Here is a 24,990-nt window from a genome sequence, read left to right as displayed (position 1 = left end):
GACCTGCGCATTGGCGGGGGCGAGGCCTACTATTCGCCGGTTGGCGACTATGTCCCGGTGCCGCCGCCGCAGGCGTTTCATGTACCGATCGATTGGCACCGCACCGCGCTGCATGAGCTGGGGCACTGGACCGGCCACACAAGCAGACTGAACCGCGACCAGACAGGCAGGTTCGGCAGCAGCGCCTATGCGCGCGAGGAAATGGTAGCCGAGATGGCGAGTGCCTTTACCTGCGCTTCGCTGTCGATCGTGCCGACCGTACGCCATTCCGACTACATCGGCAGCTGGCTTGCCGTGCTGCGCGAGGATGAGAAGGCTATCTTTCGTGCGGCCAGCGCTGCCAGCAAGGCGGCCGACTACCTGCTCGCCTTTGCACCGGAGGCAGGGTGATGCCGGAGGGAATGAGCCGAGAAGAAGGGATCGAACACGTGAACCGCGCTCTGCGGCGCATGTCCCATCGGCAGCGCGAGGTATACCTCGCCGTGCGGATCGATGATGCCGACTACCGCGATATTGCCGTGCGGCTGGGTATCACCACGAGGCAGGTCGAGCGCGAGTTTGCCGCTGCGCTCCGGCAGGTCAGGCGCGCACTTCGCGAGCGTCGTCCCGAACCAAGGTGCTGGCGCTGGTTGCGATAGATCGGCGACCATGTCCGCTGGTGAACTTCCGCAGCCTCGCCGGCCACGGCCGGCGAGGCTGTGCTAAGCGGCATCCTGCCGCTAGGGTGAGGAAGCCATGAAGACCAGCCTCGACCATCTGCCCGAACAGCAGCAGCAGGAGCTCGGCCGCATCCGCGAGATCCTGCTCGAGGAGTTCGAGAAGGCGATCGCCAACGCCACCTCTCCGCACAAGCGGAACGGCAAGGTCTACAAGATCGTCCTGTTCGGCTCCTATGCCCGCGACGACTGGGTAGACGAGCCGGAGAACGGCTATCAGTCCGACTTCGATCTGCTGATCGTGGTCAGCCACGAGGACCTGACCGATATCGCCGATTACTGGTACATTGCCGAGGACAGGATCGCGCGCGATCCTGCCATCGAGCGTCCGGTCAACATCATCGTCCACTCGCTTGACGAGGTGAACCAGGCGCTCACGCGCGGCGAGTACTTCTGGGTCGATATCGCGCGCGACGGCTGCATCGTCTACGAGCTGCCGTGCCATCCGCTGGCGACGCCGAAGCCGCTGACACCGGCCGACGCGCACCGGATGGCGCAGGAGTATTTTGAGCGCTGGTTACCCAGCGCTGATCAATTCATCGTCCACGCGAGTGATGCGATTGAGCGTGGATGGCAGAACAAGGCCGCGTTCGAGCTACATCAGGCGACGGAACGCCTCTACATCTGTTTTTTGCTGGTGCGGACGCTCTATTTTCCGCGCTCGCACAACATCAAGTTCCTGCGCTCGCTCGCCGAGGACAAGGAGCCCCGCTTGGTCGATGCATGGCCGCGCGCGAGCAAGATCGATCGGCGCCGGTTCGAGCGGCTGAAGCGCGCGTATGTCGAGGCCCGCTACTCGGCGAGCTACTCGATCTCTACCGAGGATCTCGACGCGCTGGCCGGATCGGTCACACGGCTTCGCGATATCGTCGATGAGGTCTGCCGCGAGCGGTTGGCAGAGCTGAAGCTGGAAGCGGCTGCCTAACTGTCGGTACCGATGAAGTGCGACGCTTTTGGCGGTGACATGCGTGTGGTCGCGGCAGATTGCTCCTGCACTGCCACCGGCCCCGCGTTTGCCGTCTCTTGAGCCATGACCTACGGCCGGTCGAAGTCCTCGAAACCATCGCTTCGCGAGATTCTTCCCCGCCGCATCAATGCGGCTCCTCGCGCGCAAGAATCTCGCGCCGCTCCGGTCCTCCGCTTGCGCTGCGGCCCTTCGGGTTCGCGTCCTTCTTGTCCCTGCCGTTTCGGTTGGCCCATCGACGGGGAACGGGTCCCGGTCGACAGACAAGGAGAAAGCATCATGCCTGCCATCGGATATGTCACCGCCCAGGAAGACGGCACCTTCAAGGGGCAGCTGAAAACCATCAGCATCCGCGAGGACATCACCATCACCGCCAATCCTCGCAAGACCAGCGAGGTTCAGCCGGACTACCGGGTCTATGTCGGCGACGTCGAGATCGGCGCCGGGTGGAATCGGCGCTCCGAAGCAAGCGGGCGCACTTACGTCTCGCTCAGCTTTGCCGCTCCCGAGTTCGGGCCGCGCCGGCTCTACGCTAATCTCGTTCAGGCCGCTGGCGAGAAGCGTGACGACCGGTTCGCCATCCTTTGGAATCCGGCGGATTGAGCGCAGGGCTCCCGCGGCGCTGCGGCGCCGCGGGAGCTTAGATTCGATCTCTGCACCGTCTGGATACCCTTGCGTGCGCTCAATCGGGCGGCAACGGGCATTTCGGTTTAAGATACTTTCAATGCAGTCTCGCGGCCGACCAATCACCACCGCGCACGCCCAATCGTGTTTGCCAGAGGCGGCGTAACGTGTCCCCTCTACCCGAAAAACCTTCGGTGGTTAGAAAGCAGGACTGAATTCGATCCGTACGAAAGCGACGAAAGCCTTCCCTCAACTCGCACCACGCGACGATAATCTGGACGTCGACGTCATACACAAACGCTATGGGCAAGATCTGCCTGGAACTTGTCTTACCTTCGGCATCTGAATAGCTAAGGAACAACTTTCGCTCCTCGCGAATGGCTTGCCGGACGATAGTCACATCCAAACCTTCAACCGGGGATGGACCGCGCGGTGTCGCGTAAAGGCTGTCGCTAATAAGCGGCCCGCTAACAGACTTCGGGATCGCGTCCTGAATCTTCTGTAAGATCGTTTCGGCTCCCGCCTTCAAGCCTACGTCGCCCGTCCGCTGCAGCAGGCAGAGGGCGATGACAAGAGCCTCAACCTCTTCGATCGTAAACATCAGCGGCGGTAAGTCGAATCCCGGCTCGATCATGTAGCCAACCCCCGCTTCGCCTCGGATCGGCACGCCGATTGCCTGAAGCGATGCAACGTCGCGGTAGATTGTTCGCTTGCAGACCTCAAGTTGCTCGGCAAGGTCCGCTGCGGTGCGCGGTCGCTGCGCCACTCGCAGTGCTTGGATGAGTTCGAAAAGGCGGCTCGTTCTTCTCATGTTCGACTCGCGGTTACGATGGCCAGAATGCTGACAGGGTGCTGTCAGCAGTGAACGGGTATTACGCCTCTATGCCGAATGCCTCGCGGCCATCGCGAATGCCATCTTCGGCTTCTCTCGGGCTCCGCGCCCTCCAAACCAGTACCAGCCAGACACCGCCGAAAGGAACGAACATGACAACCGTGCCCGCACACCCTGCCGGATCGAACACCGTCAACCCATTCATTATCACGAGCGACGCCGCTGGGCTGATCGCGTTCGTCACCGATGTCTTCGGTGCGGTCGATGTGCCCGAGGCGCGTACCGCCGACACCGACGGACTGATCCTGCACTCGGAACTGCTCCTCGGCGACTCAATGATAACGGTTGCAGACCGCAAGCCCGACTGGCCATTCACGCCCGCACTCACGCGGGTCTATGTTGACGATGTCCCGACGACCCTTGCACGCGCGGAGCAATTGGGTGCCCGGATCGTCACGCAGCCGACAGAGTTCTTCGGGGACGTCTTCTCACGCTTCCAAGATCCGCAAGGCAACCTGTGGTGGGTGTACCGCCATGACCCCGCAACGAATGCGCAGGATTGGGAGACGCTGGATGAGGCAGCCGACGCCGATAGCACCTGGGAGTCGTTCACGAGCCCCGAACTGGAGTACATCCACTCGACTCTCTTCGAGGCGATGGCAGAGCTCACGGATCCGCGGGCGGTGACGTAGGGCTCTGTCGACCGCACCAGCTGCATCACCGGCAAGTGCGGCCGAAGCAACTTGAGGCCGGGGATTAAGCGGTGTGCTCGTGCTATGTCCGATCCGCATCGAATGCGCGCTTGCCTCGTCGCCGCCACAGCAGCATCGCCTGCTCACCGTGCTCGCTGCGGAGCCTCGCCGCCGCTTCAACGAGTATTCCAAAGATCACCGCCCGATCGTCGTCCGTGAGATCGATGAGCTCGGCCTTGGCAACAAGCCCGCCGAGCTCGATCAGCCGGCGCGTGCGTTCGCGGCGCTTCACCTGCCACACACGCGTGTCATGCCGCGCCCGCTTCGCCAGCAGCCGGTTGCGTGCGGCCCGCATCCGCCGGGCTGCTGCTCGCGCCGCGATCGCCGCGCTTCGCAGCCCCTCGTGGAGACCTGCGAAAGAACCGCTCCCCGCGCTGGCGGCACTCCTCCTTCGGTAGCCCTTTGCCCTCGACCGTAAGCAGCAGCGTGCCGACAAGCTCCTCGACCGGCAGAGTATCGGCGCCGGTTGCGATCACAAGAGCGCCGAACTGCCGCAGCTTGCGTTCTTTGAGTTCTTTAGCCTTCGCATCGAGCGCTTTGAGCTCGGCGTCATAGTCACGGGGTCTGCGCATAATATGTCCTCAGTTGATTGGTGGGGACAGCCCAGTTATCGAGGAACTCGATTAGCAGCAATGCCCTGAAATCTTGTGAGACTCGCACGTCCCGAGAAAGATGAATTCTTTCGAGGGCGCGCTTATACGTCGTGCCGACGTCGCTTGCTTGCTGTAACTGGTATGGTCACCATGGCGATCTACCACTTCTCCGCCAAAGTGATCTCCCGCGCCGCCGGGTCCTCGGCACTGGCGGCCGCCGCCTACCGCTCGGCCTCGCGGCTACACGACCAGCGGCTCGACCGGCATCACGATTTCTCCAACAAGGCGGGCGTCGTCCATTCCGAAGTGCTGCTGCCGGATCATGCGCCCGAGCACTTCGCGGATCGCGAGGCTTTGTGGAATGCGGTCGAGGCAGCGGAAGTGCGCAAGGACGCGCAGCTCGCCCGTGAGGTCGAGTTCGCATTGCCGCGCGAACTGGACGAAGCCGAAGGAATTCGCCTGGCGCGCGACTTTGTCGAACGTGAGTTCGTGGCGCACGGAATGATCGCCGATCTCAATGTGCACTGGGATGTCGGTAGCGACGGTGAGGCGAAGCCGCATGCGCACGTGATGCTGTCGATGCGCGAGGTGGGAGAGCAGGGCCTTGGCGCCAAGGTGCGGGACTGGAACCGCACCGACCTGCTCAGCCACTGGCGCGAGGCATGGGCCGAGCACGTCAACACTAGGCTGGCCGAACTCGATATCGATGCGCGGATCGATCACCGGACCTTGGAAGCACAAGGGATCGAGCTCGAGCCGCAGAACAAGATCGGTCCCGCCGCCTCGCGCATGGCCGAGCAGGAGCTCGAGAGCGAACGGCTTGCCGAGCATGCCGAGATCGCGCGGAGGAACGGCGAACGCATTCTCGCCAATCCTGCCTTGGCGCTCGATGCGATCACCCACTCGCAAGCGACGTTCACCGCGCGCGATCTTGCCCGGTTCGTGCATCGGCACAGCGACGGCAAGGAGCAGTTCGATCAGGTGCTCGCTGCAGTGAAGCGCTCGTCCGAGCTGATGCGGCTCGGGCGTGATGGGCGAGGGGAGGAGCGGTTCACTTCGCGCGCGATGCTCGAGTGCGAAGACCGGCTCGAGCGGGCGGCGGACAAGCTATCGATGCGGCGGCACCATAACCTCCCGGCAGACACAATCGGGCGATCGATCGCATCGGCCGGGAGGCGCGGTCTTGCACTCGGTGAAGAACAGAAGACCGCGCTGGGGCGCCTACTGTCAGGTCCCGACCTTGCCAACGTCACTGGCTATGCCGGTACCGGCAAATCCGCTGTGCTGGGCCTGGCGCGCGATGGATGGGAGCGCGCCGGCTACCGTGTGCGTGGTGCCGCTCTGTCGGGCATTACGGCTGAGAACCTGGAGAGTGGTTCGGGTATAGCCTCACGTACGATCGCGAGCCTGGAGCATCAGTGGGCGCAGGGAAGAGAGCTGCTCACACCGAAGGATGTGCTTGTCATCGACGAGGCCGGAATGATCGGCACGCGGCAGATCGAGCGGGTGATCTCCGAAGCCGAGAAGCGCGGCGCCAAGGTCGTGATGGTCGGCGACATCGAGCAGCTCCAGGCGATCGAGGCAGGGGCAGCGTTCCGTTCGATCACCGAGCGGCATGGCAGCGCCGAGATCACCACCGTTCGCCGGCAGCGTGAGGACTGGCAGAGGGATGCGACACGCAAGCTGGCGACCGAGCGCACGGGCGAGGCGATCGCGGCCTATGATGACGCGGGTCATGTGCATGCATCCGCCACGCGAGAAGACGCACGCAAACAGCTGATCGCGCGCTGGGACTGTGACCGGCAGGAGCAGCCGGCGAGCAGCCGTATTATCCTCACGCATACCAACGACGATGTCCGCGCGCTTAACCAGGCGGCGCGGGCAAAGATGCGCGCAAACGGTGCGCTTGGTCACGAAACAACCCTGCAGGTGACCCGCGGCACACGAACGTTCGCCGCCGGCGACCGGATCATGTTCTTGCGCAACGAGCGCGGCCTCGGCGTGAAGAACGGTTCGCTGGGCACGGTACGAAGCGTGGATGCGTCCCGGATGCAGGTCATGCTCGATGACGGGCGGAGCGTCGCGTTCGATCACAAGGACTATCGCGACATCGATCATGGCTACGCCGCGACGATCCACAAGGCGCAAGGGATGACCATCGACCGGGTGCATGTCCTCGCCACACCCGGGCTTGATCGGCATGCGGCCTACGTCGCGCTGTCGCGGCACCGGGACCGGGTTGATTTGCACTACGGCAGCGATGACTTCGCCGATCGCTCGAAGCTCGTGCGCGTGCTCAGCCGCGAGCGGGCGAAGGATATGGCGCGCGACTATGCGCCGGCGCCAAAGGTGCCCGAGCCAGTCAAGAAGCGCGATCCGTTTGCGGGGCTGAAGCTGCGGGCAGAGCCGAGCATCGAGCGCGCCGCACCCGATCCGCTTGCCAAAGCAGTCGAGCGCTTTGGGCACGCTGCGCAGGACATCGTTCGCATGCGCGAGAAGGGCTACGATGCGCTGCCGCACCAGCAGCAGGCGTTCAAACGAGCCCGGGAGGCGCTGGACAAAATCCAGCCGGGTGCGGCGCACGATCTGCGCACCGCCATGAACAAGGATCCGGCTCTGATCGCCGAGGCGGCCAAAGGACAGACCGCGCGCGCGATCCGTCAAGTGGCGGTGGAACGCCAGCTCAGAATCGACACCCATGATCGCGCCGAGCGGTTCGTTGCCGACTGGCAGGCGAAGGCGCGTCAGCTCGACCGGTTCGAACAGGCGCAGGACTTCCTTGCAAAAGAGCGTGTACAGGAAGGTATGGCCGAGATGGCCAAGAGCCTGCAGCGCGATCCGCAACTCGAGTCGCTTCTCCGAAATCGCACCAAAGAACTCGGAATCGGGGCCTCTCGCGGGGCGTCTTTGTCCCACGAACTCCAGAGTTGGCTCAGCCGCTCGCGTTCTCGTGGGCTCGGGCTCTAGGCTCGCAGCATGACAAACGAACCTACTCCCGAGATCGATCCTACCGAGGCCTTCCGGCGTGTTCGCAGTGAGCTAAGCCTGCTTCACAGCGCCGTTGAGGGGCTTACCGCCGCGCGCGAGAAGACGCCCGATTACAGCGCAACGCTCGGCGAGATGACCGAGCGGCTCCACGACCTCAATGTGCGGCTGCATCACATCGAGCACAGCCGTGCCTTGGCGCTATCGCCTGTTGCCTTGGCTGAGGAGATCAACGCCGCGGCTGGTGCCGTTCGAGCGCAAGACCGAAAGATGCTGGGCGAGGCGCGCGATGCGCTGAACCGCTCGCTTGGCTGGATCAACAGTATGATCAATCGCGGTCAGGCGGTCGAGAGGCGGACCGACCGCGAATGTATCATCGGTGTTGTTGGGTTCGCAGCGGGTATACTGCTGTGGTCGATCCTACCCGGCGTCGTTGTTCGCGCCCTGCCAGAGAGCTGGCACGCGCCTGAGTGGATGGCGGCTCAGACGATGGGTATGGATCAGGCAGAGGCAGGGAAGCGGATGATCGAGACGGCGGAGAGAGCAAATCCGCTGTGATGTGTTAGGCTCGCTCCGTTACCCGCTGCTCCAAAGCTCAACTCCTCCCGACCGGCAATCCGCGTCGACTTGCGTCCGATTAGGCCCGATGGCCTACCAAGTCCGCGAACTGCTGCAGGTACAGCGGCCAGCCGCGATCTCCGCCAACACCCTCCCAAACGCCTTCCCAGCCGTTGCCGTGGCGGTCCAGATGCCGATGCTCAATCTCAACGCGCGTGCGCTGCGGCGTTTCGGCCGTGAAGCGCACCTCCCACTCGCTCGCCATATCCGGATCGGTCTCGATCTGCCACTGCGGACTAATGTCCCAACTGAGGAGCACCCGATGGGGCGGATCATAGGCGAGCACACGTGCCCAGCGGCACTCGCTTCCGTCGGCGCCGCGATCGTAGATGTGGCCGCCGATCCGAGGCTCGAACACCGTTTCCGCGATCGGCGCGCGCAGCAGGTTGTGTTCGGCGGGTTTAAACTTCCCGAAATCGTCGGTGAACACCTTGAAGGCGTGCTCGATCGGCGCCTCGACGACGATAGAATGCTTCACGGACGTGCCTACTATTTGCGTGCTCATCATCACTCCTCCGATGTTTGCTCGGCGGCATGCTTGTACGCCGCAAGCGTCTTGCTCCAGAATAGGTCGAGCTCCGCGCGAAAACCTTCCAGCCCCGCCGGATCGATACGATAGATGCGTTGCTTGCCGGCCGGCGTGTCGACTACGAGCCCGGCATCCTTGAGCACCTTCAAATGTTGCGACACGGCCGGCCGGCTGACGGGCAGGTCTTGCGCCAGCTCGCCTACAGAGCAGGGACGCTCGGCCAGTCGCTCGAAAATCGTGCGCCGAGTTGTGTCGGCGAGGGCGGTCCACCCATCTCTTGGGTAAGTCATGGCTTACGTGTAAGGCGTGACTTACCCGATGTCAACAACCAGTCGGCGCACGGAGCGTCGAAGATCGTCCTGGGTGCAACAGTCTGCCTCTGAAGCGAGGGTGAATCCTCCGGATCCGGCAGTTATCTGCAATCACATTATGAGCGACCGCTGATAGCCCGGTCTTGGCGTGACGCCAGTCAGCAATGCGTGCCCATCCTGATCGGTCCGCCGCTCGAATGCCCGTGCCGGAAGCTGCCGTTCGCGGAGGCCTGACACCTGCTTCATCAAAGGACCGGTTCGTTGGACAGTCCGGTTAGGCTGCTTTTAGGAGCGCCAATTGGGATAGCGGACGTTCCGAACGGCGAACCGGCGCGTCAGCTTCGCCCCCTCAAAGCGGCAATTCACAGGTGCGATCGTCGACGGCGAAACCCGCCATTCGTTCGGCGCGCAAGTCACGCCCCGCAGTTGTAATACCACCCGAGACACTTGCTATAGGGCGCTGGATTCGCACTCGAAGCGAATCATCACGGAGAGGCGATGTATATTTCCGAGATCTTCGCGGGAGGCTTCCGTTGCTTTGCGCCGAAGGCGCCGCTTCGGCTCGCGCTCTCGCCGGGTCTCAACATCCTCGTCGGGCCCAATGACGCGGGCAAAACTGCAATCGTCGATGCCGTTCGCTACGTGCTGTGGAGCCGCGGCGACGATTATGTCCGGCCCAATCTTCACGACTTCCATGTCGACGCTGCGGGCGCCCGCGCTTGCGATTTCGTCGTGCGCTGCACGTTCGACGGGCTCAGCGCTGACGAGCAATCGCGCTTTCTCGAATGGTGCACCAACGAAAAGGGGATGCTTCGCCTCCATGTCTGCATGCGCGGGGCGCTGCGCACCTCGGCTGGCGGTGGCAGCGTCGTCACCAGCCAGTATCGCGCCGGCGCAGAGGGTGAGGGGTTGCCGCTCGACGGAGAGCTGCGCGAATATCTCAAGGCCACTTACCTCAAACCGCTCCGCAATGCCGAGCGCGAGTTGCACGCCGGGCGCCGCTCGCGCCTATCGCGGATCCTTGGCGCCATGCCGACGATGGGCAAAGAGTGGAAGCCGGCAGAGGGTGGCGGGCCGGCCACCCTGTTTGATACGCTTGATGCTGTCGACAAGGCGGTCGCCGCCAATCGTGCAATCGGCGAGGTGCAGACCCAGGTCAACACGAGCTTCCTCGACAAGCTATCGTTCGTCGGCGACCCGCTGGTGGCGACGCTCGACCTCGGCGCCAAGGGCTCGTTCGACCAAGTTCTCGAGCGGCTCGAGCTCTATCTCAACTCAAGGCACGGCGCCGAGCGCGTGCCGCGTGGTCTGGGCTACAACAATCTGCTGTTCATGGCCGCCGAGCTGCTGCTCCTCCAGTCGCATCCTGACCAGGTACCGTTCCTCCTCATCGAGGAGCCCGAGGCGCATCTCCACCCGCAGCACCAGACGCTGTTTATGGACGTACTCGCCGAGCGCGCCGCCGCACCTAAGGAAGGGGAGGCTGGTCAGCCAGTGCAAGTGCTGCTCACGACGCACAGCCCCCAGCTTGCCGCAGGCGCGTCGCTCGAGACGATGACGATGGTGGTTGGCCACCGCACCTTCCCTCTCGGGACCGGGCACACCCGGCTCAACGTCGTCGATTACGAGTTCCTGCGCCGCTTCCTCGACGCGACCAAGGCCAATCTGTTCTTTGCCCGCGCGCTGATCGTGGTCGAGGGTGATGGCGAGAATCTGCTTCTGCCGGCGATCGCCGAGAAGATCGGCAAGCCCCTAAGCAGCCACGGCGTTTCGCTCGTCAACGTCGGGCATCGCGGGCTGTTTCGCTACAGCCGCATCCTGCAACGCGCCGAGGGCAACGCCATCCCCGTACCGGTCGCGCTCATCCCCGACCGCGACATCCCACCAAAAGAGGCCAAGGAGCTAGTCGGAAAGCGCGAGACGGAGGATGAGCTGACCGTCGAGGCGATCGAGAGGCAGATGAAGGCACTGCGGCGCGACGCAGGCGATCCCGTCGAGGCGTTCATCGCCGGTAGCTGGACGCTCGAGTTCGACCTTGCGCTCCAGCCAGGGATCGCAGGCGATGTTCACGAGGCGATCCAGCTCGCCTGTACCTCCAGCCGCAACCCGGCCCGGCTCGCTAAGATCCGCGAGCGCGCCGCCGAGGAATATGCCGCATGGGTGGCGGCCGGCAAATCCGCGGTTGAAATCGCGGTGTTGATCTATCGGCCGCTGTTCGAGAAGGACGCCTCAAAGGCCGAGGTTGCCGAACAGCTGGCGGCTATCCTGCGCGCGCGGTCGGAGGGCCCGGCGGAGATGCGCGCCATGCTGCCGCCCTATCTGGTTCGGGCCATCGACTATGTGACCGGCGGCTATGTCGCCGGCGCGCCGCAGTTCGAACCCGAGGCGGACGACGGCGAGGATGACGGAGGGGGCAGCGTCTGCGGCGGCGAGATCGGGGCTGCGGGCTGGCCCGGCGGGCTGGCGTCTGCAGACTGATGTTCGAGATTCTGCCCGTTACCCCGGATCTACTCGCCGAGCTGGGTGCCGAGCTCGGCGGCTGCGATTTCACCGATCCTAGCCAGAGGGCCTTCCTCGAGAACAGGGGCGCGTGCGACGTCCAGGCGGCGCCGGGCAACGGCAAGACGACCCTGCTCGCCGCCAAGCTCGCGTTACTCTCGCGCAACTGGGTGGCGCGGCGGAATGGCGTATGCGTCATTTCGCACACCAATGCCGCACGCACCGAGGTCGAGGACCAGATCGCCAATCACCCGACCGCGGCGCGGCTTATGGCCTATCCGCACTTCACCGGTACGGTGACCGCCTTCATCAACCAGTATCTCGCCTTGCCCTATCTGCGCGGGCTTGGCTGGACCGTCCGCCAGATCGACGACGATGTCTTCGCCAGTGAAGCGCTGCGGCGCTATCCCGGCAATTGGGCACTCGACGGCCATGCCAAGCGAGCCACGGCAACGGTTGAGAGATGGGTGAGTGAGCTCACCCTCGACCCCGGATTCCTGGCGCTTAAAGGACCTCCGGGGAGTCTCGCGGTCCGGCGGCTTAAGGGTCAGCACGGCGCGGACACGCCGTGCGGCAAGGCGCTCTCTGCTCTCAAGGCGAGGATGGTCAATGCCGGCCTCTATCGCTACGCCGACATGACCGCGCTCGCGATCCGCGCGCTCGACACCACGCCGGGGCTTGCCGAGCGGTTGCGTGCGCGCTTTCCCCTCGTGATTCTCGACGAGGCGCAGGACACGCATGGCGATCAACTTCGGTTGCTCGAGCGCGTGTTCAAACATGCCGACAGCGCCTTCCAGCGGTTGGGCGACAGCAACCAGACGCTGTACGAGGACGAGGGCGCGAATCCCTTTTATTGGGTCCCAGACGCAGGATCGATCCCGCTCGATGAAAGCCGCCGCTTCGGCACGGAAATTGCCGGCTTCGCCAGCCGCCTGACCGCGCGTGCGGCGCAGGTGATCGCCGGTGCCCCCGACCGGCACGCGACGCGGGTGCTGATCCTGTTTGACGAGGCGACGATCGGCGGTGTGCTCGGTGCGTTTGCCGCCGAAGCCGAGGCGCACTGGGCCGGCGACAGCGCCGGGCGCGATGTCTGGGCGGTCGCCTCGCGCCACAATATCGCAAGCAGGAAGGGCGCGTGGCAGCCTAAGAGCCTGGTCGACTATCACCCCGCCTATCGCAGCGAAGGAGGCGCGCGGAAGAGCGCCAATCTGTTCTGCCGCCAGATGCAGAAGGCGGCGCTGCATCACGCTGCCGGTCGCCCGCCGCGCGAGGTCGCCGAAATGCTCGGGACCGGAATCGCGGGGCTTGCCCGTGCGCACAAATGGAAGGCGCCCAACGGACAGGCGGTGACTACGCACAACCTTTGGGCGACGCTGGCCGAACGCGATCATGCGATGCCGCGCCAAGTGCGCCGCATCGCCTACGATCATGTGTTGGCCAGCGTCGCGCCATGGGACGAGGGCGCATGGAAATCCTTCGTCGATGCGCTGCTACCGCTATTTGCGCCTGTTCCTAAGGGCTCAGATGGCGTCGTCGTTGGCTATGCGGCATTCGTCCCCAGCGAGAAAGCCGACCTAGCCGACCCCGAGCACCATTCGACCAAGCAGATCCAGCTAGGCGGCGTGACTCTGCGGCTCGGCTCTATCCACTCGGTCAAGGGCAAGAGCGTCGACGGCATTCTTGTCGTCGAGAGCGAGGTCTGGAAGGGACCGGCGAAGAATGAGAATTGCATCGACCTCACCACTGTGCTGCCGCATGCCTTCGGTGTGGTTGAAACCGTCTTCGCCGGCGCGGCGCTGACCGCCGCGACCAATGTTTTTGTCGGCGTGACCAGGCCGCGCGAGTTGCTGGGCCTGGCGATGCGCAGATCGACCGCCGGTGCGCTCATCGGCGCGGCCAAAGCGCAGGGGTGGAAGTTGGTCGATCTCGTCGAGGCCCCAGAACTCGGCAGCGAGGCCTAGGCCGGGGCATCCAGCGCGCCGGGCCAGAACAGGCAGTCGAGCAGCACCGAGTCCCCGCGATTGGGCCATTTAGCGATAAGGTGATCGCGTAGCTCCTGGTCGATCCGCAGGACCGCCCCTCCGTGTTCGAACTCACCATCCGGCAGGCTGGTGAGGAACAGCCCGAACTCGGTCTTGCCGGGAAAGCGCTCGCGCATGGCGGCATACCAGGCCGGTCCGTCGAGCCCCACCTTGCTGAACGCTTGGGGCAGGCTGAGGCTCGCGGCATGCTCCGGCCGTCTGTCGTAGAGGCGGCTGAGCGCGTCGATCCCGACGCGCGAATGCGCTTCTCCGCGCTGCACGATCCTAAGCATCTGCTCGGCCGTCAGCGTGTCGCCGGCTGTGTCGATCACGGCAAACAGCATCGGCAGCATCTGCTGCGCCTGCCAATAGGGTGCATGCGGGCCGAAGCTGGTCAGATGGTCGACGATCGTGCTGATCGTCCAAGCCCGGCTCGGGAAGTCGGTCCGCCCGAGCAGCTCGACGACACCGCGCGCTATCGCCTGATGCTCCCAGCCGCTCGCGACCTCGAGCACGCCGCGCAGTGCCAGCACCATCGCGCTCGCCGGGCGGCCTTCGGCGATATCGGGCAGTTCGGCGCCCAGCCCGACGGCGAGGGTCTGACCTTTGGGGATGCCAACGGTAATGGTCTTGGTTTTGGCGCTTGCGAGTTCGTCCTCGTGGAACAGCGCCCATTCCTGCATCCATAGCCACCAGCATCGGTCGGTGTCGCGTTCGATCGCGACCAGGATGACTGGCACGCGGAACGCTGTCGCATAAGCGATCCAGCTACGCTCGATCGAGACGAGGATATGACCGTCGGCGCGGTTGAAGCGGCCCCTCGCTTTGACCTGAATCTTGAGCAGCTGGCCGCGCAGCTCTTGGTCGTCACCAATTGGATCGGCGAGTTCGGCCTCTAGGTCGATCCCGAAATCCTCGTCCTGAGTGCGTGCGACCCAGCGTGGATGATTGCCAATCAAGTTCCCGACGAAGCGTTCGCCATGTTTGCCGGTGCGCTGTGCTCCGGTGCGTTTGGGCATGTCTTCCTCTTGGTAGGGCGCTATTTGCTTGGGCTACTAGGTGCAAACCCCACAGACTTGAAGCGTGAAGGATTACACGTATTTCGCTTCCGTCTCACCTGCATCAAAATGCGGAAGGGGAACCGGTCACCACCAACTGTCGACGCGTTAAGTGTTCTGATGGATCACCCCAAGCTCGCTGTTGGCGCGGATTATTACAACGACTTGCACATGTTCCGCGTTAGGGGGCACCGAATAGTCGACCGCCAGTTCGACGGCGCGGTCCACGCGCTTCCTCCGACTGCGCCAATGCGAATACCGATGGAACGTTCTGGGACCGTCTGGTGACTACCGCGTAATCAAGCGGCAAACGCGATAACGACGGCTACGATGATACCGAGGATTGTCGCAATAACTCCCCACTTCCCCCAGTTGGGTTCAGAGGCATGTGGCGGACGGAGCAACCTTGCTTCGTCGTTTGAATACGGGCTTGATCCACGAACCTTGTTGGCTGTGTTGAGGCCAATGCCGTTTAAAAGGAACTTGTAGCCTGGGCCATCACCGATGGTCTTGCCAAGGCCACGACCTTGGAGATCGCTACCGACGAGTTTTAGCCAAGTAGGATGCGCGCTCAGGCCATGGCGGCGTGCTAGTTGTTCCAAATCGACGGGACAAAGACCAGGTGGTTCCTGCTCGTCGGCGAGGGCGACCAAAAGTTTATCAGCAAACTCGAGATATCCGCCGTCTTCTACGCTTGGCACATCGAGCGTGGACTCGTGCCCTTCCCACACATCCTTCCAATCCTCGGGCCTAGCTTGGTCCAAAGAGGTCCGAATATTCGCCTTCAGCGCTTCGTAAGAAGCAAGCCACGGAAACCCGGCCTCTGCAATCCTTGCAATAAAGCTCGCAGGTTGTTTTAGCTGGCGGTCTACGAAATCCAATCCCCGTCTCGTTATGCGCCAGCCTGCTTTCGACTGCGGAAGAAATTCGTCCTCGAGCATGCCGTTGGCGACCAACGCTTCGATTGCAACTTCCACTCGCCGAGCAGCAATCCAACTTGCTAGCTTTTCGGATATCTCGCTGGCTGGCGCGAGCTCGGAGGAGTTCTCAGAAAGCAAATAGTACTGGTACAAGACGACGTGCTCTATCTTTCGCAGATCTTTGAGCGTGCTCATCTTGAACCCCGCGAATGGCGCGAGCGTATAAAATCTCTCGTGCGCTGCATTTGCAGAAGGCTAAAGAGCCTCACCAGTGTTCGCAATGGGTTGCGAACCGACGGTCAGCTTCTCCAATCACCAAATCGCGATGCAAACGGTTCAGTTACCGGCCAAAAGTGAACCCGCCAAATCGCTAAGTGAGGAATGGGCGCCAAAAAATGAATCGCACCAAATCGGAACGGTTCCTGCACACAGGTGCACGAGTCCATAGTATTTGGAGGACGCAATCACTAGGTTCGCGTCATGATGTCGGGGGACATTCGAGCGCGAGGAGGGGGGATGCGACAGATTGTCGCCCTGTCGGGTGCGGTTGCAAGCGGCAAGTCAACAGTCGCCACGGCGATCCTGTCGCATTTCAACGGAACGCGATTGTCGACGCGATCGATGATCCTCGAGTTGACTGGCTGCGGCAACAGCCGCGAAGCGCTTCAGGCCGCAGGCGACAAGCTCGATCTCGATACTGACCTCAAATGGGTCGGGGATGCTACCAAAGCCGCCGTTGCCAGTCTCGATCCCGATGCGATCGTGATCATCGATGCGGTTCGCCGTCCGGAGCAGGTAGCCCATCTGCGCGAACTGTTTCCCGATAACGTGCGCCACGTCCATATCATCGCCGAGCCCGCGGAGCGGGAGCGGCGCCACCGTCGGCGCGATCATGAAGTGATTGAGCCCGACAGCTATGACGCCGTGCGCGCCAATCTGACCGAAGCCGACGTCGACAAAATGGCGCAGATCGCCGACGTGACGTTCGACGCCACGCGCCTTGATACCTCCGCCATCGCGGCGGTCGCGCTCGCGGGGCTCGGACTAATGCGGCGCGAGGTGACGCCGCTGGTTGATGTTATCGTCGGCGGGCAGTTCGGGAGCGAAGGGAAAGGAAACGTCTGCTCATACCTCGCCCGCGAATATCAGGTGTTGCTGCGCGTCGGTGGCCCCAATGCCGGTCACCGTGTCAAGGATCCCGATTATGACTTCATCCATCTGCCGTCGGGCGCGTTGCACAATCCCGATGCCCGCCTGCTTATCGGTGCGGGCGCGACCTTATCGCTGCCGGTCATCCTGCGCGAGATCGCGGACCTCAAGATCCTGCCCGAACGCTTGTCGATCGACCCACAGGCAATCATCATCGAAGAGAGCGACATCGCGTGGGAAACCGGCGCGCTTGAAGTCATTGGTTCGACCAAGAAGGGCGTGGGGGTGGCGACTGCGCGTAAGATTCTGTGTCGCGGCAAGGAGATGTTCGGATCGCCGGTCCGGCTGGCGCGGGACGTTGCCGAACTGGAGCCGTTCGTGCGGCCGGTCCTCATCGAACTCGAGCGCGCTTATGCCGCCGGCGAACGCATCATGCTCGAGGGCACCCAAGGGACAGATCTCAGCCTGCACCACGGCATGTGGCCGCACGTCACCTCGCGCGAAACCACTGCCAGCGGATGTCTTTCCGACGCCGGCATTCCGCCTAACCGTGTGCGCAAGGTCATCATCGTCGCGCGCACCTATCCGATCCGGGTCGGCGGCAAATCAGGCTATATGGGGATCGAAATCGACGCCAAGACAATAGCCGATCGCTCGGGCCTCAATGTCGAGGGGATCATGAAGACCGAAGTTGGCACCGTATCGGGCAAGCGGCGGCGCATCGCCGAATTCGATCTCGGGCAAATCCGTCGCGCAGCAGCGCTCAACGGCGCCGACGAGATCGCGCTGACCTTCGCCGATTATCTGTCCGCGCAGAATGTCGACGTCCCCGAGTTCGCAGCGCTCACTGACCATACCAAGGCGCTGGTGTTGCAGATCGAGGAGGTTACGGGTGCGCCGGTAACGCTGATTTCGACCGACCCGCGGCTAGGCGGCATGATCGACCGGAGACCCAAGTGACTGAAGACGAACTGATCGAACGGCACCCCACACTCTGGCATATGGCGGCCGACGGCAGCTGGCCGTCGATCCGCGATCATGGGCTGTTGAGCGTTACCGCGCTGCTCGACTTCTATGGCGTGACCGGCGCAGCGCGCGTGCCGATCGAGTCCGCCCGGCGGCCGCAATGCGTAATCCTGAAGGCGGACGGGTTGCCCGAGGCGGTCGTGCGCGACAACAAGCCGATGTTCGAAGCGTCGCTGGTCAAATGCCTGCAAGACGGCCTGACCCCGCGTGACTGGTACGAGATACTCAACCGGAAGAGTTTCCTGTGGGTCGAGCGCGAACGGCTCGAACGACTGCTGAAGGCCAAGGCCTATGCCAAGGATCCGCAGGTCGTGCTCACCGTCGATACCAAATCGCTGGTCGAGCGCCACCGCGAGTCGATCCTGCTCAGCGCGATCAACTCCGGCCAGACGCTCTATGTGCCGCAATCGCGCGGTACTGCGACGTTCCAGCCGATCGCTGGGTTTCCGACGGGCACGGGGCGGATTGGCTCCAAAACCAAGCCCAAGATAGTCGAACTTACGGTCGAAGGCGGCGTGCCCGATATCGCCGATATGGTGCTCAAGGTCGAACGCGTCGAAAACGGCGTCTGGACCACGCTCGAGATCTGATCGATGCACGCGCAGACTTCGCCGACGCGCCCTGGATTCGCGCCACTTGCGGTCAGGTCAATTGCGCATGATGGGGCACGGATTACCCGTCGGCAGTTGTACATCGATCTTGCGCTTCACGTAGTTGCCAAACTCTCTAGTGTAGTGCTGGTGCTGGATTGTCCGTGGGCCCTCGTTGGTGCGCCCGGCTGGTGGACTGAGTGACTTGACCGACACCACCACCCGATGGTCGGACCGGCGCAGCGGCCGCACGGCGCATGCCGACGACGTTCGGTCATCCGACGAGATCGACTATGCACGCATCGTTCACTCGAGCGCCTTTCGCCGGCTTCAGGGAAAGACGCAGATCCTCGCGCTTGGTGATGATGATTTCTATCGCACGCGGCTGACCCATTCGCTCGAAGTGGCGCAGGTCGCACAAGGCGTGCTGCAGCAGCTTCGCGCCCGCGGGCGCGATGATCCCGAGCTGCCCAGCCCATCGCTCATCTCGGCGATCGGCCTGGCGCATGATCTTGGCCACCCGCCGTTCGGCCATGGCGGCGAACTCGCACTCAACTACTGCATGCGTGCAGATGGCGGGTTCGAAGGGAATGCACAGACACTGCGGATCGTCGGCAAGCTCGAAGGCTATTCGCCGGCACATGGCGCCGATCTGACGCGGCGATCCTTGCTTGGCCTGCTCAAGTATCCCGTCGCGCGCAGCCAGGTCACCAATCCGGCGATCGTGCCGTCGCTCGATCCGCACGCGACGACCATCACTGTGCTGGACCGCGCGACCTGCAAGCCGGCCAAGGCCTATGGGGACGAAGAGCAAGCGATCGTCGACTGGCTGCTCGAGCCATTCAACGAGGCCGATCGCGCGCTGTTCACTCAATTCGCGTCGAAGCCGGACCGCCACGCGAAGGCGCTCCATAAGACGCTCGACTGCAGCATCATGGATGTCGCCGACGACATTGCCTACGGCGTCCATGATTTCGAGGACGCAATCGCGCTCGGCTTCATCGATCCCCCACGCTTTTGTGCAGCCGTCCCGCCCAGTCGCTGCGCGCTGCTACTCCACGAATTGCGCGATCGCCCGCTCGCCGACAGTGATGCCGACCCGTTCGGTGCCTTGGTCGCGACCCTGTTCGGCGAGGCCGGTGCGCGCAAGCGCACCATCGGCCGGCTGGTCAATCATCTGCTGCGCAACACTGAGCGGACGAGCGAGGGTGGCTTCGCCGACCCGATGCTTGGCAGCCGCATCAGCCTTCGCGCCGACGCACGCGATTTGCTTGACGCCTTGCAGGCGCTTGTCGTGACCGAAGTCATCGAAAGCGCGCGCGTCCAGCATCTCGAGTTCAAGGGCCAACGCATGGTAGTCGCCGTCTTCGAGGCAATGGCGTCAGACCCGCAGCATCTCCTCCCCGACGACGTGTTCGCCGCCTACGACGCCGGCGGCGGCAATCGCGCGATCTGCGACCATGTCGCCGCCATGACCGACGGCGCATTGCTCAAAACCTACGAAAGACTATTCAGTCCCCGCATGGGATCGGTGTTCGACCGGCTCTAGGTGCCGGCTGCGGCAAGCACCACGCGGGTCGGAATGCCCGATTTGCGTACGAGGTCGGCGACATGGCTGGTGAGGCCGACGTCGCCATGGAGTTCGAGGCCTTGGTTCGGGCCGAAATGCGCCAGTGTATCGCGCAGCGCCTCGAGACCGTCGCGAACCTCGAACGCCACCCATCTCTCGGGATCGCCCGGCACCAGCACGCGCTGCGTGCTCACCGTCGCACCAAGATGAAGCTGCACGATCCACAATGTGCTGCCGTCATATACCCATTCCAGGCGGACCGGGCCGAACACGTCCATCGCGCGCCGCTGCGCGGCCGTCACCGCCGCGTGAACCATCTCCGGCAACACCTCGGGCGTGCGCTTGCCGAGCATGAACAGGTCGCCCTCGCCCGACAGACCCTCGATCACCACCTCGCCATTGGCATCAATTATCGCCGCGCCTGAATGCGTGGCCGGCACCGCGTCCTGCCGCAACACCGAGGCGATGCGATCGCCTGTCGGATCCTCGTCGGCAAGCAGGCGGAACGGATCGAGCCAGCCCTTGTGCGTTGTGAACAGGCCCGGTTCCTGCACGCGCGGGCACGTGCGAATCCAGCTTTGGGCGCTGCCGGTCGGCGTACCGAATATGAAGGGTGCGACCCGTCGTGCGATGACCTCGGTGCGCGGCACCGGCAATCCGACCAGATCCGCCATCAACAGACCAAAGGCCTTGTCGCCGACATGCTGGCTGAAGCGGTTCGGCCAGCGCCAGCCCGGTGCGACGTTCTGCGGAGGCAGATCTTCCCATTCCCACAGCAGGGTGTGGGTCTGTCGCCACCCGCGCGGGCGCGGATGGATGCTGAACTCGGTTCGTCCGGCTGGAGCGACATCCGGCGTGAAGCCGTAAACCCGCTGCAGCAGCGTCAGTCCGAGATCGAACGGCAACGACGCGACGCCGGGCTTCTCGACGCAGCGCGGCGTGTCGTCGGGCGCGAACTCGATAATGCCGTTCTGGACGACCCCTGAGACGCCGCCGTCCTGGATGTCGACTGTTTCATTGATGATGATGAACAGGCCATCGGCAGCAAGCCGGCTGACATTTTCGAGCACCGCGTCGCGGGTCGTCAATCCATAGACAAATTCGCGGCTGCGCGGGCTATCTGGCGTGTAGCTGCGGACGTTAACCGCGCCGTCAACTGACCGGTCGAGCAGCGCCTGCACCGCATCATGCACAGAGCCGAACGTTGCGTTCGGCTCGTAGCCAGCGACCCGACAATAGCTTTGCTCCAGACCGCCACTGACCGGCACGTAGCTCACAAATTGAGCGACGTTTCCAGCGCGTGCCAATTGGTCGAGCGACTGGTCCTTTCGGAGATTCATGTTCAGCAAGATTCCCATCCGGGCAAAATTGAAGCCGCGTCCGCACCATTACGCGCGCGGCAGCCGGGCGCAACCACCACCCGCCCAGGCGGAGGCGGACGTTGTAATGGCGATCAGTCGCTTGGGCACCCTAGCACGGGGTAGGTTTAGCTTCGATGTACTGAGGTGCACGGACGATCCGCAAGGGCGGCATAAATCCGATATGAAATTCCTAGCTTTCAAGAGCGTCACTTTCAAAAATGGCCCGCTTATCGATCCCATGGTCCCATGCTCCCACGTGCACGCGATTTGCGTCCGCTTCCGGTGCTCGCCGCTCCGAAAGTTGCCGGTCTGCAAGCGGCCCAGAAGGAGCCAAAATTCGCCGCATGAACGAACGACCGGATTCAGGAGCCAACCACTGCGCCGGAAATGTCCGAAATGTCGGCGGCTGCTGATGGCTCATCGGTACGGCCGAGTGTCAGCTTTCCGAACTTCTGTCCCTAAAAACCGGGCAGGCAGAAGACGGCCCAATATGCACCCGATGCGGTTGGCAAGTCACCCCACCTAGGCCTGAGAGGCGGCTGCCCGGTTCTGGCGTGCGCGATAAGCCCGTGTCTTGTGTCGATTGCCGCAGCCGCTCGAGGAGCACCAGCGGCGCGAACCCGGCTTTGATCGGTCGAGAAATATCCACCGACACTCCGGATCGGCGCATGCCTTCATTCGGTCGAGCTGCCCCGTCATCGCGAGCGCGTGGAGCTGAGCCAGTACCAGGCCAAGCGTATCAACTCCTGCCTGGGGAAGGAGAAGGACGCGGCCGTCCGTGTCAAGTTCAACCTTCAACCCGTAGGCCGACGCCGCGACATTGAACGCAGGAACAGCGGCTCCGCGTTCGGAAGGCAGAAGCGCAAGATAGGATCGCAGCGCGTCTCTCAGCGCGACTGCATCGCGCCAAGCCCCCGTATCGGCGCTTCCGCCCAAACCGTGCTGCCCGAGCCACGCTTCGAACATCGCAGGGGTAGCGATCGCGTCGCCGCCTTCGAGCCGGACATGGTCCACGAGGTAGCGCCGCTCGTCGAGCGTATTGGCAAAGTCATAGAGCAACGCGGCAGCCGCCGGGACCTCATATCGTTCGGACAGTTTCATGACACCAGTATAGGCGCTTTTATGGTTGACTCCTAGGGTGACCTGTAAATAGGGATAACTGGTGTTGAAAACTGCGTCACCAATCCTCGCTCCAGGCTGTCCGCTCCATTATCTGGAGTTGCACGAGCTCTCCCTTGCCATCCGCACTCGCGATATCTCCGCGACCGAGGCGATGCGTTGCTTGCTGACGCGCATCGAAGCTCTCGACGGCGAATTGCGCAGCTACGCCAGAGTGATGGCTGACAGCGCTCTTGCTGAGGCCGCGCGGGCCGATGACCGGCTCGCGTCCGGTGACGTCGGAGGTCCGCTCCTTGGCGTTCCTATCGCGATCAAGGATCTATGCTGGACCGCCGGCGAGGTAACCGCAGCAGGCATGCCGCTGCACGGCGACTTCGTGCCGACGGTCGATGCTACGATCGTCGCCCGGTTACGCGAAGCGGGAGCCGTCCTGGTCGGCAAGACGCAGCTGACTGAAGGAGCATATTCCGACCACCATCCGGATATCGCCGCGCCTCGCAACCCGTGGGCAGGCGACTACTGGCCAGGAATATCGTCGAGCGGCTCGGGCGTCGCGCTCGCGTCGGGTCTATGCTTTGGTGCGATCGGCACGGACACGGGCGGATCGATCCGATGGCCATCGGCCGCCAATGGTTTGACGGGACTGAAACCCGGCTGGGGACGGGTGAGCCGATACGGCGTGTTCGGGCTGGCTCCATCGCTCGACCACGTGGGCGTGATGGCGCGTAGCGCCCGCGACGCGAGCTATCTGTTTCAAGCAATCGCCGGCCCCGATCCTCTGGATCCCACTGCTGTGCAAGCGGACCCGGTCGATTATGTCGAGGCCGTCGACGCCGGCGCCGACGGCCTACGCATCGGCATCGATCCGGATTGGGTCGTGTCTGGCGTCGACCCTGAGGTCGCGGCGGTCGTGGCCAATGTCGCGAGGCAGCTTGCGGAGCTTGGGGCAACGCTCGTCGACGTACGCCTCCCCGATCCCGAACCAGCGGTTGCTGCCTGGTTCCCGATCTGCTCGGTTGAGGCGGCCGTCGCGCATGAGGCGACATATCCCCAGCGCAGCGCCGAATACGGGCCGGTCCTTGCCTGGGTTCTCGACGAGGGCCGCGCGCTTCCGGGAATGGCATATCAGCACGCCCTCCTCGCGCGCGAGGATTTTCGGGGAAGGTGGGCGGCCGCAACGAGGGAGGTCGATCTTGCCCTCATGCCCGCGCAGCCGATGAAGCCGCTCACGCTGGAAACGATCAGCACGTTGGGGACGCAGCCCGCGCTAGTCGCCGCGCTGCAACGGTTCACCTGCCCGTTCAACCTGACCGGCAGCCCGAGCCTCACCTTTCCCGGCGGCGTGGCTTCATCGGGGATGCCGATCGGCGTTCAGCTCGTCGCGCAGAATCTGGACGAAGCGTCGTTGTTTCGTGCGGTCGGTGCGTATCAGTCGGCGACGACATGGCATCGCCGTCACCCCCCGCTATGACGGCCTTCCTCGCAAAGGAAGGCCTTGTCGAGAACGGGCGTGGCTGGGTGGTGGTCATGGCCGCGTTCGGGCTCACCTTTATCGGTTTTGGCAGCGCCTATAGTTTCAGCGCGTTCATGGCCCCACTGGCGGCGGAGTTCGGCGGCTCGCGCGCGGCTATCGCCTTCGTGTTCAGCTGTGCCGGCTTTCTCTATTTCGCGCTTGGCGCGGTCACCGGCCCCCTGGCTGACCGGTTTGGTGCGCGCCGCTTTGCCATCTCGGGAATGGCCCTGCTTGCCGTAGGGTTGGTGCTAGCAGGCTGTGCTCGCACTCTCAGCGAAGTCTATATCGCATATGGCCTGGGCGTCGGCGGAGGGATTGGTCTTGCCTATGTCCCTGTTCTAGCTGCGGTGCAGCGATGGTTCGTCGCGCGCCGGGCGTTCGCTTCGGGATTGGCGGTGAGCGGTATCGGTGTGGGAACGCTGGTCGTCGCGCCGCTCGCAGCTTGGTCGATCGAGAATTTGGGCTGGCGCTCAACCTTCTGGATGCTCGGCGCCATGGCTGCCTCGGCCGGAATAGGCATGGCGCTTCTCGTACTGGACGCCCCCCGCAAACAAGCGGCACAAGCGAGTGATCGCAGTGCCGGCCTGCGAGACATGGTCTTCACGCAGACATTTCTGCGCCTCTACCTGTCTTGCCTCGCCTGCGGTTTGGCAACCTTTGTTCCGTTCGTGCACCTCGTTCCATACGCGCACGGCCACGGGATGACGGCCAGTGCAGCGGCGGCGCTGATCGCGATGATCGGCCTGGGCAGCACCGCGGGCCGTTTCCTGCTCGGAAATGTTGCAGACCGGATCGGGCGCGATCGCTTTCTAGCCCTCACCTATCTCGCGATGGCACTCGCGATGGGATACTGGTCCTTCGCTTCGGGCGCCGCCGCTCTCATGATCTTCGCGCTCGTCTATGGGGCCTTTTATGGCGGATGGGTCGCGGTACTGCCTTCGGTGGTCGCCGATCGTTTCGGCACCGACAGGCTGAGCGGCGTGATCGGGGTTCTCTACACCAGCGTGGCTCTGGGAACCCTGACAGGGCCCGTTGCAGCAGGCCTAATCTACGATGCCACCGACAGTTATCGTCTGGCCATTCTTGCCGCCCTTCTGGCGAACGTGGCAGCGGCAGCCATCGCCATGTCCGACAATCGCCGATCCACGCAGAGATGAGAGATCTGCGGTAGTTCATCCCGGAATTTTGCTTTGTCTTCGTATCTGCTGAAAGCGGACAGTCTCCTACGGGCTCAAAGTTT

General features: G+C 63.4%; 23 protein-coding genes. 14 read left to right on the top strand and 9 right to left on the bottom strand.

Translation table 11 applies throughout. From position 1 onward, the window contains the following. The 4 genes from AC3A5N_RS15050 to AC3A5N_RS15035 all read left to right on the top strand — a co-directional run. The coding region (locus AC3A5N_RS15050) for a zincin-like metallopeptidase domain-containing protein (RefSeq protein ID WP_487738138.1) at positions 1-390 on the top strand (390 nt) is incomplete at its 5' end. Positions 391-401: 11 nt separating this feature from the next. Next, complete coding sequence (locus AC3A5N_RS15045) at positions 402-638, top strand: sigma factor-like helix-turn-helix DNA-binding protein (protein ID WP_487738137.1); 237 nt, start codon at positions 402-404, stop codon at positions 636-638. 97 nt (positions 639-735) lie between these two features. Further along, the gene (locus tag AC3A5N_RS15040) at positions 736-1,641 is read left to right on the top strand and encodes a HEPN domain-containing protein (RefSeq protein WP_487738136.1); all 906 of its coding nucleotides are present in this window, start codon (positions 736-738) and stop codon (positions 1,639-1,641) included. 318 nt (positions 1,642-1,959) lie between these two features. After that, positions 1,960-2,283 (top strand): DUF736 domain-containing protein, encoded by a 324-nt coding sequence (locus AC3A5N_RS15035; protein WP_487738135.1) that lies wholly within the window; start codon positions 1,960-1,962, stop codon positions 2,281-2,283. Positions 2,284-2,401: 118 nt separating this feature from the next. Here the strand turns inward: AC3A5N_RS15035 and AC3A5N_RS15030 are convergent, their stop codons facing one another. Continuing rightward, positions 2,402-3,115, bottom strand: coding sequence for a helix-turn-helix transcriptional regulator (locus AC3A5N_RS15030; RefSeq protein WP_487738134.1), 714 nt, complete (start codon positions 3,113-3,115; stop codon positions 2,402-2,404). A gap of 173 nt (positions 3,116-3,288) precedes the next feature. Between AC3A5N_RS15030 and AC3A5N_RS15025 the strand changes: the two genes are divergently transcribed. Further along, complete coding sequence (locus AC3A5N_RS15025; protein ID WP_487738133.1) at positions 3,289-3,828, top strand: VOC family protein; 540 nt, start codon at positions 3,289-3,291, stop codon at positions 3,826-3,828. Between the two features lie 82 nt (positions 3,829-3,910). Here AC3A5N_RS15025 and AC3A5N_RS15020 read toward each other — a convergent pair whose 3' ends face one another. Then, positions 3,911-4,120 (bottom strand): conjugal transfer protein TraD, encoded by a 210-nt coding sequence (locus tag AC3A5N_RS15020; protein WP_487738132.1) that lies wholly within the window; start codon positions 4,118-4,120, stop codon positions 3,911-3,913. Between the two features lie 16 nt (positions 4,121-4,136). Further along, the gene (locus AC3A5N_RS15015) at positions 4,137-4,460 is read right to left on the bottom strand and encodes a conjugal transfer protein TraD (protein ID WP_487738131.1); all 324 of its coding nucleotides are present in this window, start codon (positions 4,458-4,460) and stop codon (positions 4,137-4,139) included. 171 nt (positions 4,461-4,631) lie between these two features. On the opposite strand from AC3A5N_RS15015, the gene traA reads away from it, so the two are divergent. Together traA and AC3A5N_RS15005 are read left to right on the top strand one after the other, a co-directional pair. After that, positions 4,632-7,448, top strand: coding sequence for a Ti-type conjugative transfer relaxase TraA (gene traA, locus AC3A5N_RS15010; RefSeq protein WP_487738143.1), 2,817 nt, complete (start codon positions 4,632-4,634; stop codon positions 7,446-7,448). 9 nt (positions 7,449-7,457) lie between these two features. After that, entirely contained in the window at positions 7,458-8,024 is a 567-nt protein-coding gene (locus tag AC3A5N_RS15005) for a DUF6118 family protein (protein ID WP_487738130.1), read from the top strand. A gap of 79 nt (positions 8,025-8,103) precedes the next feature. Here the strand turns inward: AC3A5N_RS15005 and AC3A5N_RS15000 are convergent, their stop codons facing one another. Both AC3A5N_RS15000 and AC3A5N_RS14995 read right to left on the bottom strand, forming a co-directional pair. Continuing rightward, the gene (locus tag AC3A5N_RS15000) at positions 8,104-8,562 is read right to left on the bottom strand and encodes an SRPBCC family protein (RefSeq protein WP_487738129.1); all 459 of its coding nucleotides are present in this window, start codon (positions 8,560-8,562) and stop codon (positions 8,104-8,106) included. A 29-nt stretch (positions 8,563-8,591) separates the two neighbouring features. Beyond that, the gene (locus AC3A5N_RS14995) at positions 8,592-8,903 is read right to left on the bottom strand and encodes an ArsR/SmtB family transcription factor (protein WP_487738128.1); all 312 of its coding nucleotides are present in this window, start codon (positions 8,901-8,903) and stop codon (positions 8,592-8,594) included. A gap of 519 nt (positions 8,904-9,422) precedes the next feature. Here AC3A5N_RS14995 and AC3A5N_RS14990 point away from each other — a divergent pair. Together AC3A5N_RS14990 and AC3A5N_RS14985 are read left to right on the top strand one after the other, a co-directional pair. Continuing rightward, a complete protein-coding gene (locus AC3A5N_RS14990) occupies positions 9,423-11,402 on the top strand; it encodes an ATP-dependent nuclease (protein WP_487738127.1) in 1,980 nt (659 codons plus the stop codon). After that, positions 11,402-13,384, top strand: a complete 1,983-nt coding sequence (locus AC3A5N_RS14985) for a UvrD-helicase domain-containing protein (RefSeq protein ID WP_487738126.1) — start codon at positions 11,402-11,404, stop codon at positions 13,382-13,384. Before AC3A5N_RS14990 ends, AC3A5N_RS14985 begins: the two co-directional genes overlap by 1 nt. On the opposite strand, the gene AC3A5N_RS14980 is transcribed toward AC3A5N_RS14985, so the two are convergent. Then, positions 13,381-14,463: a DUF4365 domain-containing protein gene (locus AC3A5N_RS14980; RefSeq protein WP_487738125.1), complete on the bottom strand. Its 1,083-nt coding sequence runs from the start codon at positions 14,461-14,463 to the stop codon at positions 13,381-13,383. The two genes, AC3A5N_RS14985 and AC3A5N_RS14980, sit on opposite strands and share 4 nt — an antisense overlap. A 338-nt stretch (positions 14,464-14,801) precedes the next feature. Next, positions 14,802-15,617 (bottom strand): hypothetical protein, encoded by an 816-nt coding sequence (locus tag AC3A5N_RS14975; RefSeq protein WP_487738124.1) that lies wholly within the window; start codon positions 15,615-15,617, stop codon positions 14,802-14,804. A gap of 321 nt (positions 15,618-15,938) precedes the next feature. Here AC3A5N_RS14975 and AC3A5N_RS14970 point away from each other — a divergent pair, with 321 nt between their 5' ends. From AC3A5N_RS14970 to AC3A5N_RS14960, 3 genes are all read left to right on the top strand, one after another. Further along, the gene (locus AC3A5N_RS14970) at positions 15,939-17,531 is read left to right on the top strand and encodes an adenylosuccinate synthetase (RefSeq protein ID WP_487738123.1); all 1,593 of its coding nucleotides are present in this window, start codon (positions 15,939-15,941) and stop codon (positions 17,529-17,531) included. Next, positions 17,528-18,187: a DUF7002 family protein gene (locus AC3A5N_RS14965; RefSeq protein ID WP_487738122.1), complete on the top strand. Its 660-nt coding sequence runs from the start codon at positions 17,528-17,530 to the stop codon at positions 18,185-18,187. Before AC3A5N_RS14970 ends, AC3A5N_RS14965 begins: the two co-directional genes overlap by 4 nt. A 205-nt stretch (positions 18,188-18,392) precedes the next feature. Beyond that, positions 18,393-19,736 carry an anti-phage deoxyguanosine triphosphatase gene (locus AC3A5N_RS14960; protein WP_487738121.1) on the top strand — a complete coding sequence of 448 codons (1,344 nt, stop codon included), beginning with the start codon at positions 18,393-18,395 and terminating at the stop codon, positions 19,734-19,736. On the opposite strand, the gene AC3A5N_RS14955 is transcribed toward AC3A5N_RS14960, so the two are convergent. Both AC3A5N_RS14955 and AC3A5N_RS14950 read right to left on the bottom strand, forming a co-directional pair. Next, positions 19,733-21,097, bottom strand: a complete 1,365-nt coding sequence (locus AC3A5N_RS14955; protein WP_487738120.1) for a hypothetical protein — start codon at positions 21,095-21,097, stop codon at positions 19,733-19,735. The genes AC3A5N_RS14960 and AC3A5N_RS14955 overlap by 4 nt on opposite strands. Positions 21,098-21,640: 543 nt before the next feature. After that, positions 21,641-22,219 carry a CGNR zinc finger domain-containing protein gene (locus AC3A5N_RS14950; protein ID WP_487738119.1) on the bottom strand — a complete coding sequence of 193 codons (579 nt, stop codon included), beginning with the start codon at positions 22,217-22,219 and terminating at the stop codon, positions 21,641-21,643. A 181-nt stretch (positions 22,220-22,400) separates the two neighbouring features. Here AC3A5N_RS14950 and AC3A5N_RS14945 point away from each other — a divergent pair, with 181 nt between their 5' ends. Both AC3A5N_RS14945 and AC3A5N_RS14940 read left to right on the top strand, forming a co-directional pair. After that, complete coding sequence (locus AC3A5N_RS14945) at positions 22,401-23,708, top strand: amidase (RefSeq protein WP_487738118.1); 1,308 nt, start codon at positions 22,401-22,403, stop codon at positions 23,706-23,708. Beyond that, the gene (locus AC3A5N_RS14940; protein ID WP_487738117.1) at positions 23,705-24,907 is read left to right on the top strand and encodes an MFS transporter; all 1,203 of its coding nucleotides are present in this window, start codon (positions 23,705-23,707) and stop codon (positions 24,905-24,907) included. The genes AC3A5N_RS14945 and AC3A5N_RS14940 overlap by 4 nt, the downstream gene beginning before the upstream one ends. Positions 24,908-24,990 lie beyond the last annotated feature (83 nt).

It is taken from the genome of Pelagerythrobacter sp. Soil_C_18 (assembly GCF_057657235.1).
Note: the sequence above shows the minus strand (reverse complement) of the source record. Positions and strands in the feature narration are given on the sequence as shown.

What these genes read in the sequence shown, in the direction of transcription:
- AC3A5N_RS15045 (WP_487738137.1), top strand. Translation starts at nt 402, where the DNA reads ATGAGCCGAGAAGAAGGGATCGAACACGTGAACCGCGCTCTGCGGCGC.
- AC3A5N_RS15040 (WP_487738136.1), top strand. Translation starts at nt 736, where the DNA reads ATGAAGACCAGCCTCGACCATCTGCCCGAACAGCAGCAGCAGGAGCTC.
- AC3A5N_RS15035 (WP_487738135.1), top strand. Translation starts at nt 1,960, where the DNA reads ATGCCTGCCATCGGATATGTCACCGCCCAGGAAGACGGCACCTTCAAG.
- AC3A5N_RS15030 (WP_487738134.1), bottom strand. Translation starts at nt 3,115, where the DNA reads ATGAGAAGAACGAGCCGCCTTTTCGAACTCATCCAAGCACTGCGAGTG.
- AC3A5N_RS15025 (WP_487738133.1), top strand. Translation starts at nt 3,289, where the DNA reads ATGACAACCGTGCCCGCACACCCTGCCGGATCGAACACCGTCAACCCA.
- AC3A5N_RS15015 (WP_487738131.1), bottom strand. Translation starts at nt 4,460, where the DNA reads ATGCGCAGACCCCGTGACTATGACGCCGAGCTCAAAGCGCTCGATGCG.
- traA (WP_487738143.1), top strand. Translation starts at nt 4,632, where the DNA reads ATGGCGATCTACCACTTCTCCGCCAAAGTGATCTCCCGCGCCGCCGGG.
- AC3A5N_RS15005 (WP_487738130.1), top strand. Translation starts at nt 7,458, where the DNA reads ATGACAAACGAACCTACTCCCGAGATCGATCCTACCGAGGCCTTCCGG.
- AC3A5N_RS14995 (WP_487738128.1), bottom strand. Translation starts at nt 8,903, where the DNA reads ATGACTTACCCAAGAGATGGGTGGACCGCCCTCGCCGACACAACTCGG.
- AC3A5N_RS14990 (WP_487738127.1), top strand. Translation starts at nt 9,423, where the DNA reads ATGTATATTTCCGAGATCTTCGCGGGAGGCTTCCGTTGCTTTGCGCCG.
- AC3A5N_RS14985 (WP_487738126.1), top strand. Translation starts at nt 11,402, where the DNA reads ATGTTCGAGATTCTGCCCGTTACCCCGGATCTACTCGCCGAGCTGGGT.
- AC3A5N_RS14980 (WP_487738125.1), bottom strand. Translation starts at nt 14,463, where the DNA reads ATGCCCAAACGCACCGGAGCACAGCGCACCGGCAAACATGGCGAACGC.
- AC3A5N_RS14975 (WP_487738124.1), bottom strand. Translation starts at nt 15,617, where the DNA reads ATGAGCACGCTCAAAGATCTGCGAAAGATAGAGCACGTCGTCTTGTAC.
- AC3A5N_RS14970 (WP_487738123.1), top strand. Translation starts at nt 15,939, where the DNA reads ATGCGACAGATTGTCGCCCTGTCGGGTGCGGTTGCAAGCGGCAAGTCA.
- AC3A5N_RS14955 (WP_487738120.1), bottom strand. Translation starts at nt 21,097, where the DNA reads ATGAATCTCCGAAAGGACCAGTCGCTCGACCAATTGGCACGCGCTGGA.
- AC3A5N_RS14950 (WP_487738119.1), bottom strand. Translation starts at nt 22,219, where the DNA reads ATGAAACTGTCCGAACGATATGAGGTCCCGGCGGCTGCCGCGTTGCTC.
- AC3A5N_RS14940 (WP_487738117.1), top strand. Translation starts at nt 23,705, where the DNA reads ATGACGGCCTTCCTCGCAAAGGAAGGCCTTGTCGAGAACGGGCGTGGC.